7 protein-coding genes are annotated in these 14,331 nt (G+C 34.1%); all 7 read right to left on the bottom strand.

Annotation, left to right across the window (positions count from 1 at the left end):
- Window positions 1–37: 37 nt before the first annotated feature.
- Genes Q1A73_RS16090 through Q1A73_RS16060 form a run of 7 tightly spaced genes read right to left on the bottom strand, consistent with a single transcriptional unit; the run spans window position 38 to window position 14,150 of the window.
- Window positions 38–2,455: an ABC transporter permease gene (locus Q1A73_RS16090; RefSeq protein ID WP_299607395.1), complete on the bottom strand. Its 2,418-nt coding sequence runs from the start codon at window positions 2,453–2,455 to the stop codon at window positions 38–40.
- Window positions 2,456–2,469: 14 nt separating this feature from the next.
- Window positions 2,470–4,896 carry an FtsX-like permease family protein gene (locus tag Q1A73_RS16085; protein WP_299607393.1) on the bottom strand — a complete coding sequence of 809 codons (2,427 nt, stop codon included), beginning with the start codon at window positions 4,894–4,896 and terminating at the stop codon, window positions 2,470–2,472.
- Window positions 4,897–4,921: 25 nt separating this feature from the next.
- Window positions 4,922–7,303 carry an ABC transporter permease gene (locus tag Q1A73_RS16080; protein ID WP_299607391.1) on the bottom strand — a complete coding sequence of 794 codons (2,382 nt, stop codon included), beginning with the start codon at window positions 7,301–7,303 and terminating at the stop codon, window positions 4,922–4,924.
- A 36-nt stretch (window positions 7,304–7,339) separates the two neighbouring features.
- Window positions 7,340–9,724, bottom strand: a complete 2,385-nt coding sequence (locus tag Q1A73_RS16075; protein WP_299607389.1) for an ABC transporter permease — start codon at window positions 9,722–9,724, stop codon at window positions 7,340–7,342.
- Window positions 9,725–9,749: 25 nt separating this feature from the next.
- Window positions 9,750–12,155, bottom strand: a complete 2,406-nt coding sequence (locus Q1A73_RS16070) for an ABC transporter permease (RefSeq protein WP_299607388.1) — start codon at window positions 12,153–12,155, stop codon at window positions 9,750–9,752.
- 37 nt (window positions 12,156–12,192) lie between these two features.
- On the bottom strand, window positions 12,193–12,870 hold the full coding sequence (locus Q1A73_RS16065) for an ABC transporter ATP-binding protein (RefSeq protein WP_299607386.1): 678 nt from the start codon (window positions 12,868–12,870) through the stop codon (window positions 12,193–12,195).
- A gap of 29 nt (window positions 12,871–12,899) precedes the next feature.
- Window positions 12,900–14,150, bottom strand: a complete 1,251-nt coding sequence (locus Q1A73_RS16060) for an efflux RND transporter periplasmic adaptor subunit (protein ID WP_299607384.1) — start codon at window positions 14,148–14,150, stop codon at window positions 12,900–12,902.
- Window positions 14,151–14,331 lie beyond the last annotated feature (181 nt).

Raw genomic sequence — 14,331 nt, 5'->3', positions numbered from 1 at the left:
CTGCTTTTAGATCTGCTTTGGAGCAGAAAAATTGATATTATTCTGTTCGTAATGAATTCACCGGATTTGCAGTTGCAGTTTTAACCGTTTGGAAGGATATTGTAAGTAAAGCAATTAATAAAACAATACCTCCAGCTCCAAGAAATAATACTATATTCAAATCGATACGATAGATATAGTTTTGTAACCACTTGCTCATCATCCACCAGGCAATAGGTGCAGCAATCAAAAAGGCAATAGAAACTAACTTTAAAAAGTCTTTGGTTAGAAGCATAGTAATTGCTGTAATATTTGCTCCAACAATTTTTCGAATGCCTATTTCCTTTTTTCGTTTTGCAACAATAAGCAAGGTCATCGCAAAAAGACCAATACAGCTTAAAATAATTGCCAATAAAGAACCACTACTAATCATAGAGATCATATCGCGTTCTCTTTTCAGAGTTCTGTCAACATTTTCGTTCAAGAAGGAAGCTTGAAACTCTGCGTTAGGTTCTATAGTAGCCCAAGCATTTTTTACAATATCATAAGATGCTTCTAGATTCTGAGGAGCAACTTTTACATATACGTTTCTCAGATTCCAATCAGGTAGTGCAAAAAGAGACATTGGTGCAATATTTCTATCTAAATCCTGAAAATTAAAATCTTTAATAACTCCAACTATAGAATAGAATTTATCATCTATGTTTAACTGAGCGTTTAGTATTTGATCTTCATTGAGTTGTCTAGCCATAGACTCATTGATAATGACTGATAGACTGTCACTTGCCAGATTTTTCCTGAAGGCTCTACCTTCTAGCAATTCTAAATCCAAAGTTTTGATATAATCTGAATCAACTACAAGCATATGAGTTTCAACGCCGACACCTTTATGATCAAAACCGAAAATACTGGTTGATCGGGATCCATCTTTACCTAAACCTAAGATATTATTGGATGCAGATACGCTTAAAATGTTTGTCTGATCTTTTAATTCATTTCGCAAAAGTTGTAAAGCTTGTTGATCATTTCGCTTTCCGTTTAGTGGGAAGGCAATCACTTGTTCTTTATTGTATCCTAAATCTTTGGTTCGTAAAAATTGAACTTGTTCCCAAACCACAAGAGTTCCACATATCAATATCGTAGCAATTCCAAATTGTGCTACAATTAAACCGTTTCGTAAATAGTTTTTTCCGTTGTTATTTAATTTACCTTTTAAACTCTGTATGGTATTCAAACGACTCATTAGTATCGCAGGATATCCGCCTGCTATGAGTGTGATGCCAACTATTGCTAATAGTAAGAAGACTATAGATACAGGATCTAATAAGGTACCAAAAGTTGCTTTGGTTTTAAAAAGTACTTTAAAATGGGGAAGTAGAAGAATGGTAGTTAAAATACCTAGAATCACAGAAATTATAAAAACAAGAACGCTTTCTCCCCAAAATTGGAAAAACAATTGCTTTTTATTGGCTCCAAGAGTTTTTCGCATGCCAATTTCTCGAAGTCTTTGATCACTTTTGGCAACACTCATATTCACAAAGTTTACGCATGCTATAAACAGGATGAGTAGTGCTATACCTAAAACGATATACGGCATTTTTCGATTTACTTTGGCAGGACCCTGATCAAAATTGGCAAACTTTTTATCTAAAAATGATAGTAATTTTATTTGTTTGTACTCCCCATTAACAATCGGTTGGATACCATCTCTTTTTGCACTTTCTATAGCATCTTTATAATGTAGTTTTGTAAAATCTTTGGTGCTGTTTTCAAATTGCTCGGGTGTAATTCCGTGCGCTAATTTCATGTACACTTCATGGTTTTCAACATCCCAGCGACCCACAGTTCTGCCATATGCATGTTCTCCTTGACTTTTAAAGTTTAATACGATATCAAAACCAATAGAACTAGTATCAGGAAAATCTTCGATAAGCGAACTAATGGTAAAAGGTACTTGTTTACCATCTCTAAGAATTGTTACCGTTTGTCCAATTGGATTTTTATCACCAAATATTCGATTTGCCGCATATTCTGTAATGACAATAGAAGATTCTGATGTTATGGGGTTTTGTGTATCCCCTTTAATGATGGGAAAACTAAAGATGTCGAAAAAGTCCGGATCTACAAAAGCACCATTCATTCTCAATTCTTTATCCTCATAACTTAATAATAAATTTCCACCAGCACGACGTGTTATTTTCTCAACTCCGCTTATTTCTTTCTGTAAAGTTTCTGCAAAAGGTTCTGATTGGGAAGTATTGGCTTCTATGCCATTAGGGGTGCTGTCTTCTGAGTATACCATATAGATTTGATCTCCATTTTCGTGAAAATGGTCAAATGATAATTCAAAAACAGCATAGATAGTTAATAACAAAGCTGCCCCAAATGCTAATGTCAATCCTACAATATTGAAGGATGTGAAAATTCTATTCTTCCATAAATTACGAAAGGCTATTTTGATATAATTCTTAATCATAATTATGCGTTTATTTATTCTGTTCGTAATGAATTTACTGGATTTGCGGTAGCTGCTTTCATAGCTTCGATACTAACTGTTAAAAGCGTGATAGCCATAGTTACGATACCAGCCAATAAGAATACCCACCAACTTATTGATATTCTATAAGTGAAGTCTTGTAACCAGTTCTCCATCAAATAGTAGGCTAGAGGAGTAGCTATGATTAGTGCTATCGTAATTAAGGTGAAAAAGTCTTTGGTCAACATTTTTACTACCGTACTTACACTAGCACCAAGTACCTTTCGTATTCCAATTTCTTTTTTCTTTTGTTCTGCCATAAAAGAGATTAATCCAAATAATCCCAGACAGCTGATCAATATAGCGAGTGTAGTAAAGGCAACTGAAATATTCGCAAGGCGTTTTTCTTCGGCAATTAGTTTTTCAGCTTCTTTATCGACAAAAGTGTAAACAAAAGGAGTTGTTTTATTTACCTCATTCCAAGCAGTTTTTAATTGACTAAGAATGGTCTCGAAATTAGATGTTTCTGTTTTTACTAATAACCATTCTGGTGTATCATCTACATACATTAATAAAGGTTCGATTTCTTCTTTTAGCGAAGCATAATGAAAGTCTTCGGTTACTCCGATTACTTCTACAGTAGTAACATCACCACCAGTAGAGAAAAGAATTTTTTGTCCGATAGCATTCTCTAGACTTATGTTAAAGGCATCTATTGTGGCTTTATTGACTAATACTTGAGTAGTGTCTTGTTTTTTTACGGGACGACCAGTAAGGAGTTTAGTCTTAGTGGTTTGTAAATAATCAGCATTGATACCATTTGTTTTTACCAATTTAGGTTTTGTAGGATCTCCACTTGGTAAATAGGCACCAACGTCACTTCTTAATAATTGAGAAGGGAAAATATTACATCCAGAGACAGATTTTACACCTGATACGGCACTCATATTGGTTTTAAGCGTTTCATATTGCGCAAAGGCCTCTTGGGTACCCAAACGAACAGCGATTAGATTATCAGTTTCATACCCCATATCTCTATTTTGAGCAAATCGAACTTGCTGCGTAATAATGTATACCGTAGCGATTAATCCAATCGATACTACGAATTGAAAAACGACTAATCCTTTGCGTAATAAAGTGCCTTTAGGGTTTGTTGATACAGATCCTTTTAATACACGAGTTGGTTTTACAGAGGAAAGTATGAGTGCAGGATAAATTCCAGCAACAAATCCTGTAAGAATACCTACTACCAGTAGTGTTGTTAATACTCTCCAATCTAATATATCAAGATAAGCTACATTACCTTGGGTAAGCAAATTTATGACAGGAAGAAGAATTGTTGTTAGAGGAATACTTACTAAGGTAGCAAAAAGAGAAAGTAATATAGATTCTCCCAAAAACTGACCGATAAGTGATTTTTTGTCAGCTCCAATGGTTTTACGAACACCAATTTCTTTAGCTCTTTTGTTGGCTCTCGCGGTACTTAGATTGATAAAATTCACACAAGCTACTAATTGAATAAATAAGGCTAGAGTGATTAAAAGATATAGATAACTAATATCTGATATAGGTCCGATTTGTCTGGATATGCCTTTGGAATGTAAGTGTATATCACTAACTTTTTGAAGGAACAGTTGTTTTGTGAAATTTAATTTAGCAAAATCTTTCGCTCCACGAGCATTTAAAAAGCCCGGAAGTTTACTTTGTACTAAGTCCTCATTATCTGACGAGTTTAGCTTTACATAGGTATAAATAAAGTTTTGTGTTGCAAAGTTTTGTACTGTTCTTACAAACTCTCCAAGACCTGGAGTATTCATCGTAACCAGATAATTAGGATTGATATGAGATTTTTCTGGATTACTATCATCAAAAACACCGGTTACTTTTAGTGATAATTGTTGCTCTCCACTTCCTGATAATACAGTTTTATTAATGGCAGGCACATTACCAAATAGTTTTTGAGCTAATGAAGCAGATAGTACGACGGTATTAGGTTCCACTAATGCAGTCTCAGGATTTCCTTCTAAAAACTTAAAAGTAAAAATATTAAAAACAGTAGCATCTGCAAGATAACCTCTTGGTTCATAAAAACCTTCATTCTGATCACTTGCTCTAATAAGTTCTTCTGTACCCTCACCCATATATACCAATCGAGTCGCTTCTATAACCTCAGGAAAGTCTTCTTTCATAGCAAAACCAATAGGAGGTCCGCTGGATGCAGCATTGAATTGAACAGAACTAGGATCATCGATAATTGTTCGTACTCTATATAAAGCCTCAGCGTCCTTATGATGATCATCATAACCTAACTGCGCAAATACATATAATAATATACTCAAACAACAGACTGTACCTACTGTAAGCCCTAGCAGGTTAATTGTAGTTTGTAGTTTGTTTTTTTGAAGGCTTCTCCATGCTATTTTAAAATAATTCCTGATCATGATTGTTCGTTTTTTGATTGATGATTTATTCGGTTCTAAGTGCGTTTACTGGATTTGATAGAGAAGCTTTTACCGCATGAAAGCTAACGGTGAATATGGCTATAAGGATCGCTGAGCCACCAGATAATAGGAACATCCACCATTGTATATCAATCCTAAATGCGAAGTTTTGTAACCAATTATGCATCACATACCAAGCAATAGGAGAAGCAATAGCAAAAGCAATCATTACAAGTTTTAGGAAATCTTTGGATAAAAGATTTACAATTTCAGATACCGAAGCTCCGATTACTTTTCTAATACCGATTTCTCGTTTTCTTTGTAATGTACTGTAAGCAGCAAGTCCCAGTAAACCTAGACAGGATATTAGTATTGCTAAACTAGCGAAATACAGAAACAGATTTCCAAATCGCTCTTCACTTTCATATTGTTCGTTGAATGCATCATCCAAAAAGTAATAATCAAAAGGCTGTTCTGGTAAAAATGACTCCCATAGTTTCTCTATTTCACCAATAGTTTGTTTCATATTATTAGAAGCTAGCTTTACAGTAATTAAATCATTTCTATTCGTCTCCATTCTCATGGTTAGAGGTCCAATCTGATCATGAAGAGAGTTGAAGTGGAAATTTTTAACAACGCCAATTACCTGACCTTCACGACCCCATTGTTTAAATTTGGCACCAATAGCATTCTGTGGATCACTATATCCTAGTAATTTTACAGTTTCTTCATTAATGATCATCGCTTTTGTAGAATCTGAAGCGAAATCTTTAGAAAATGCTCTTCCAGCTAAAATTTCAAGATCAAATTGTGGGATATAATCATGATCAACAAAGTAGAGGTCTAGATTTGCTATTTGCAAATCCCCTGATTTATTTTCTATTTCTGAATAAGCTGATGAATTTCCTCCTCCAGGTACACTAGAACCTAAACTTGTGAATTTTACTCCAGAAATATTACTGATAGCATTCTTTAATGCCAATTGAGATGTAGATGATTCTGCTTCAAGAATTAATAACTGATCCTTGTTAAACCCTAATTCCTGATTACGCATATATTCCATTTGATTATAGATAATAATCGTACCAGTAATAAGTATAATCGAAATAGTAAATTGTATAATTACAAGACTTTTACGAAGCAAAACACCTTTACCACCAGTAGAGAAATTACCTTTAAGGACTTGTATAGGTTTAAAAGAGGATAATACTATGGAAGGGTAGATTCCTGCAAAAATTCCTATGGCTAATGAAATTCCAAATAATTTAAAAATATTGGAATAATTAGAAAACAAGCCTTCGCTAATTACCTTTCCTGAGATATCATTAAAAAACGGTAAGATTAGCATGGTTAAGACCGTTGTAATGCAAAAAGCTATCAAACAAGTTATAATTGATTCTCCAATAAATTGGAGTGATAACTGTTGTTTTTCGGCACCCATAACCTTTCGGATACCCACTTCTTTTGCTCTTTCTACGGAACGAGCGGTAGTAAGGTTAATGAAATTGATAGACGCAATAAGAAGAATAAAAATAGCTATGATAGAAAATATATATACATTGGTCATACTCCCACCACCAGTTCCACCTCTGGTGGATTGCAGATATAATGTTTTAAGAGGTTCTAAGTGTAATGTGACGAACATTTTACTTTGTTTCATAAATTCTCCGCTATGCTTCTCTAAGAATGCTGGAAATTTAGAAGTTAGTTGATCTATATTAGTATTTGGATTTACCAACACATATGCTGCCGCGTCATAACTACCCCATCTGGTATCTAATTCTTTGTCTAAATTTTGTGTAAATGTGGTTAGCGATAGTATCATATCCGCTTGGATGTGAGAGTTTTCGGGAAAATCCTTCATTACTCCAGTTACTACAGAGTTGAACCCTTCTTCAGTTATTTTTAATGATTTCCCAACAGGATTTTGGTTTCCAAAGTATTTTTTTGCTGTAGTTTCGGATAATACAATACTAAATTGCTTTTTGAGTACTTCTTTTGGGTTTCCTTGTACCAATTCGAAATCAAAAACAGAGAAAAAACTGGAATCCGCTGCAATAGCATTGGTTTCTTTAAATTTTAGATCATCTTTGCGAACGATCATATTTAAATCATTTATCCGTACTGCAGATGTAATTTCAGGAAAATCCTTCTCTAAATTAGGAGGAACAGCCCAAGCGGTTATATTCGCTTCTATATTATCAGAAGGAGTTTTAATATCTGCAACAACCCTGTAGATATTATCTGTTTTACTATGAAAGTTATCGTAACTTAATTCGAAACTAACATATAAAAGCATTAGAAAGCTGGCTGTCATTCCTATCGATAAGCCCGTGATATTAATAAATGTAAAACCTCTTCTTCTCCAAAGGTTTCTCCATGCTATTTTAAAATAATTCCTTATCATGATTGTTGGTTTACTGTTCGTTTGTTGATTGATGATTTATTCCGTTCTTAATGAATTTATTGGATTTGCCATAGCGGATTTAATAGCTCTTATTCCTAATGTAAATGAGGTAATGCATAGGGCAATAACAGCAGCCAATCCAAACATCCACCATTTAATTGAGATACTATAGGCGAAACCATTTAGCCAAGAGTTCATTGCGTACCATGCAATTGGAAATGCAATAAGTGCGGCGATTCCTACAAGGAAGATGTAATCTTTAGATAATAAGAGTACTATCTTGGTAACACCAGCACCTAAAACTTTGCGAACTCCAATTTCCTTTACTCTTCTTTTCGCAGAAAAAGAAATGAGTCCGAAAAGGCCTAAACATGAAATAAAAATTGCGAGTATTGCTGTAATACTTACAGACTTTAGAATTCCTTCAATTAATAAATATTGACCACTAACTTTATCCGTTAACCTGGATTGTATATAAGTTTTTCTCGAAGGGATATTCTCAAATGCGGTAGTAATCATTTTCTCAATACTGGCTTCATGACCTTCTTGTACACGTACTGTTAAAAACCTATGCTTGTCTAATGTTTTTCGATCTCTGTAAATGTGAACCAAAGGTTCAATAGCATTTTGTAAATCTTGATAGTGAAAATCTTTTACGACACCTACTATAGGTTGTTTTATTGTATTTTCTCCTTTAGACCCAAGTGTTTTTCCATCGATTGTTTTCCATCCAAAAGCTTTTAACGCCGCTTCATTTATGATGACTGGATATTCATCAGCCTGATCCAGATTTTTATCAAAATTACGCCCTTTGGTTATTGGAATGCCTAATGTTTTAAAATAAGAATCGTCTGCATATGACCTTCGGATTCTTACATCCCTATTATTTTCTTTATCATAATACGTGGTATAGTTGAAATAATACTCTGATGGCACTGCTTGACTCGTAGAAACACTCTTTACATAAGGATTAGACTCTAATTCATTTAAAAGCGCATTAAATTTTGATTGAGCAATATCAAAGTTTTTATAATCTAGATCTATATTACCTACCAAAACATTAGTACGTTCAAAACCTAAATCTGCATTTTTCATAAAGCCTATCTGTTTGTTGAGTATAACAGCAACGCTTATGCATAGGATAGCAATAGTAAATTGAAGAATTATAAAAGAGTTGCGTAACAAAAAGCTACTTTTTACTTGCTGGATTTTTCCTTTAATACCTAGAGTCACAGGGATTTTTACAAAACGGAGACTAGGCAATATAGACACTACTAAGGTTGCAACAATTCCAATAAAAATAATTCCTAAAATAACTGGATAATCTTCGATCAGATTAAAGGAAATTCTTCCAAATTCTGGACCGAAGGTATCATTGAATCTAGGAAGGTTTACGGTAAAGAACAGCAACATGGATATAAGTATAGAAACGAAAACCAGGATACCATTCTCTATACAGTATTGTAAAATGAGCCCTTTCTTATCACTTCCTAATACTTTTCTCACAGCAATTGTTTTTGTGCGACTCAGCATAGTAGAAGTGTTTAGATTCAAAAGGTTAACTAATATGATAAGTAAAATAAACAACGCTGCGGCAATGGAACTGTTAATGATAATGTCAACAACAGGAATAGCATCCGTTCGCAAATCTGTGAATGGTATTATCTTCATTTCGGCAATCGGGCTTCCCTCTGTACGGTTTCCGATAATCAATTCCGATATACTAGTTTTAAGTTTGGTTAGATCACTATTAGGTCTCATTTTAAAATAAGTAGGAGAAAAGGTATTATCCCAGTTATTCTGAGCGATAAAAGAAGCATTTGTTTCAAGAATTGTATTAGGAAGTAAAACTTCAAATCTAAAAGACGAATATGGACTAATAGGTTCAAAAACTCCAGTAACTTTTAAGTTGAGTGTATCCGCTCCAACGATAGTTTTACCAACTGGGTTGATATCTCCAAAAATCTGTTTGCTTACTTTATCTGTAAGTACTATAGAGTATTTTTCTTTTAAAGCGGTCGTTTTATTTCCATATTTAAAGGGAAGATCGAATACTTCAAAAAACTCAGGATCAGCATAATTCGTATTATTTTGAAAATCTTTTCCGTCGGAAGCTAACCAAATAGTATTCCAACTATGTAAATGCGTTCCTGCAATAACATCCGGAGAACTATTCAACACACGATCTAGTAATGGGTAGGGCACTTCGTTATAATCATTACCATCTGTTAAAATCGTTTTTGCATAGAATATATGCTCTTTATTGGGTATTGGACTATCAGCGTTATAGTATGCATATACAGAAAACAATAGTGTTAATACACTTGATATTCCTATACTTAGACCAATAAGGTTTAACAGAGAAAGCGTTTTGTTTTTCTGTAAGTTTCTTAAGGATATTTTTAGATAATTTCTAAACATTACTGTTCGTTTTTTGATTGATGATTTATTCCGTTCTTAAAGAATTGGCTGGGTTGGTAGTTGCGGTTCGTATGGCTTGGATACTTACCGTAATGATTGTGATGAGCAATGCACCTAAACCAGCAATTAAAAAAGTTGTATAGGATATATTGATTCTATAAGGAAATTTTTGAAGCCATTGACTCATAAAGTAATATGCCAATGGAGCCGCCATGATAAGTGCAATCATTACTAAAGTGATGAAATCTTTAGATAATTGCATCCACAAGTGTGTAATCGAAGCTCCTAATATTTTACGAATTCCTATTTCCTTAGTACGTTGTTCTGCAACGAATGAAGCAAGTCCAAATAAACCTAAAAGGCTGATAAAGATTGCTAATACCGTAAATACTTTAGAAAGGCTTGCAACTCGTTCTTCGGCTCTAAACTTTTTCGCGTATTCTTCATCTATGAATTGATAATCAAAAGGAACGTTAGGGAAATTCTCTTTGAAAACTCCTTCTATGATTTCTAAGTTTTTTCGAACACTATTTTCTGGATTTAGTCTTAAGTTCCAATAAGAAACATTTCCGTGTTGATCAAAAGCATACATAGATTGTTTTACCGGGCTATAAGGCGACTGCATAATGATATCATCGATTACACCAATAATTTTAAGAGGTGGGTTAGGGTCATTTTCATCAGAATGTCTGATTAGTTTTCCAATAGGATTTTTAATACCCATATATGCCACTGCGGTTTTGTTTAAAATAACTGCCGATGAATCGGATGGAAAATCTCTGGAGAAACCTCTTCCTTCAATAATTTCAGCGCCTAATGTTTCTACAAACTCATAAGACACATCTGTATAAGCAAGATTTTCCTGAAACCCTACTGGTTTACCTTCCCAAGTGTATCCACCTCGATTAGACCAGACATCTGTTGTAGGACTACTGGTAGTTGCCATTTCTATAGCGCCTCCAGAAGCTATGAATTGATCTCGCATTACATCAGCTTTTCCGATAAATTCACTACTCATTACAGGCATTTGCACCAATCCTTCTTTATCATATCCTGTGGGTCTGTTTTTACTATGTTGAATTTGATTCATGACAATCAGCGTTCCTATAATTAATGCGATAGATACCGTAAACTGTGTGACCACCAATATCTTTCTTGGAAGTGCAGAAAAACGACCAGCTTTAAAAGTTCCTTTTAATACCGATACTGGATTAAATGATGATAAGTAGAGTGCAGGATAACTTCCGGATAAGAATGCTGTAAGTAAAATAAATAATACAGAAATGATCCAAAAGATTGGGTTAGCCCAAGGAAAAAGAATCTCCTTACTAGCCAAGTTATTAAATCCGCCTAAGCTGATGAGTACAATGGTTATTGCTACAACGAATGACAACACAACGATTAAAAATGATTCACTTAAAAACTGGAATATAAGTTGTCCTCTTTGTGAACCAATAGATTTTCTAATCCCAACTTCCGTTGCTCTTTTTTCGGAACGAGCGGTACTTAGATTTACGAAATTGATACAAGCAAGCAATAAAATGAATATTCCGATGATACCAAATAACCACACGTTTTCGATACGTCCTCCTGTTTGAATTCCATTTTCAAACTCACTTCTCAAATACCAATCTTTCATTGGAAAAAGAAATATTTGCGGATTAAATTCTGCTTCTTCTGGAGAGGCATTTTTCTTTACATCAATGATTTTAGAAGTAATAGCTTCCATAGTGGTGTTATCATTGATCTGCACAAATAACTGAAATGAATTATTACCCCAAGCAGTTTTGGCACGTTCTAACCATGGTTGTGTAGTGATATAGTATTTCCAAGGCACTAAATAATCCATGTCTTTAAAAGAAGTATTCTCTGGATTATCTTTAAAAACAGCTGTAATCGCAAGATCATCACGATTATTAATTTTTACTATTTTTCCAATAGCTATACTTATGTTATCTCCGAATAATGCTTGAGCACAGGATTCGGATAACATAATGGAGTTTTTTTCTTTGATTCCATTTTTTTCTCCTACAATGATTTCTAGATTTAACATTTCTGGAGCACCTTCTTGCATCGCATAACCACGTCTGTTAATATTGGTATTTCCATATCGGATATACCTTGGTTGTTCCCAAGAAGACATAATGATATGCTTAAAATTATCATTGTGTTTTTCTCGCAAAGCAAATTCTAATGGTCTTGGAATTGCAGGTCCTGTTCCTACGACGTTGTTTGAAGATTCATGCTGGAACACTTGAGCAATCGTATCATGATTTTCAAAATGCTTATTGTGATTAAGTTCATCGTGTATCCAAAGACCTATAAGTATCGTGGCCGCCATTCCTATAGCTAAACCGGATATATTGATAAAAGAATAGACCTTATTCTTTAAAAGATTTCTCCACGCTATTTTAAAATAATTCTTAATCATGATTGCTCGTTTTTTTTGATGATTTGATGAATGACCTCTACACTAATACATTTTCTGTTACCTTCTGACCGTCTAACATTCGGATAATGCGATGGCTGTATTTGGCATCATGTTCGCTATGCGTTACCATTATGATTGTAGTTCCCGCTTCATTAAGTTCTATTAATAAATCCATAACCTCATTACCATTTGTACTATCTAGGTTTCCAGTAGGTTCATCGGCAAGAATTAATTTTGGATTATTTACTACAGCTCTTGCTACGGCAACTCTTTGCTGCTGACCACCTGATAATTGCTGAGGGAAGTGATTACGTCTGTGCATGATTTGCATTTTTTCTAAAACTTCTTCTACACGTTGTTTACGTTCTGCAGGTTTTACACCAGTGTAAATAAGAGGTAATTCTACGTTTTCAAAAACAGTAAGCTCATCAATAAGGTTAAAGCTCTGAAATACAAAACCTACATTATGCTTACGAAGATCTGAACGCTTACGCTCGTTATATCCAGCAACTTCTTCTCCATTGAATTTAAAACTTCCTCCATCTGGATCATCGAGCAATCCAAGGATGTTTAATAAGGTTGATTTACCACATCCAGATGGTCCCATGATGGCTACGAATTCACCTTCCTTTACTTCAAACGATAATTTGTTTAATGCGATAGTTTGTACTTCTTCAGTTCTGTAGAACTTTTCTAAATCAGTTATTTGTATCATTTTCGATCTATTTTTTTAATTGATTGCTTTTACTTTAATATTAATTCTTCGGTATCTCCAAAACTGTCGTAACTAGAGGTTACTACCTTATCTCCAGGAAGTAATCCATCGATAATTTCATAGTATTCAGTGTTTTGGCTACCTAAACTTATGTTCACTTTATATGCTGAATTTCCGTTTTCACTTATTTTATAAACCCAGTTTCCACCTGTTTTTTGGAAAAATCCACCTTTAGGGATTAACAGGGCTTGTTTTTCTGCACTAAGTGCCACTCTTATTTGTAGATTTTGTCCTCTTCTAATTCCTTCTGGAACATTACCTTCGAATTGCATATCTACTTGGAAACGACCATTATTTACTTGAGTGAATACTTTCTTGATCACTAGGGTATACATCTTGTTATTAAAACTGAAGGTTCCTTTTTGACCGTTGTATATTCTGGAGATGTAGTGCTCGTCGATATCAACTCTTACTTTATATCCACTAAGTACATCTATTTGACCTAATCGCTCTCCTTTGTTTTTAGATTGTCCGATTTCCGCATCTAAAGAAGTCAATTGACCATCTACCGGTGCTCGAACGACAAGATCTCCTACTTTTTTTCGCATTAATTCTAAAGCATTTTGAGTTCTGGTATAAGAGCTTTGTGCTTGATTTAATTCTAGTTTAGTAGAGATAGAATCTTGACTTAATACTTGTTTGGCTAACTGCATTCTTTCTTGCTGGTATTTGTAATTGTTCTCAGAGGATTCATACTCTTGTCGTCCTACAGCTCCTTTATCATATAGTCTTTTGTTTAATTCATATACTCGCTTTGCCTCGATAAGGCTATTTTCTACATCCGTAAATTGATTACGACGATTAATCGTATTTTGTCTTGCTGCATTTTGAGAAATCTGCATCTGAGTAAGTAGATTGTACACCGATGTTTCCTGATTGATCAGACTTAATTCTAAGTCTGTATTAGATAATCTTAGGATAGGCTCTCCTTTTTTCATAATTGCTCCATCTTCGACATATTTTTCTTCAACTCTTCCGCCTTCTAATGCATCTAAATAGATTGTTGTAATAGGTAGGACAATTCCGTTTACAGGAATGTTTTCCTGAAACACATCTTTTTTAATAGTACTGATAGCGATACGCTCCTTTTCTACATTTAATTTAGATCCTCCCAGAGATTGAGAAAAGACAAAGATGATGAGTGCTACTACTAATAAACCACCTATTACCATCGCTATACGTGATTTAGAAAATTTCTTTTTTTGAATTGGAACGTCCATTGATTGATTTTTTAATTACAATCTTTAGATAGTCAAGATGATGCCAAAAAAATAAATATCTGATTATCAGTATTTAATGTTTTTTTGTAAAAATAAAAGTGTTCGGTTTTGATACACTTTCTGTTCGGAAATAGTACATTTAGCAATCCCAAAATATTTTGTTTTTATAATTTTTACGACA

This window comes from uncultured Aquimarina sp., assembly GCF_947492115.1.
Classification (GTDB): Bacteria; Bacteroidota; Bacteroidia; order Flavobacteriales; family Flavobacteriaceae; genus Aquimarina.
This window is presented reverse-complemented; position numbering and strand designations above follow the sequence as displayed.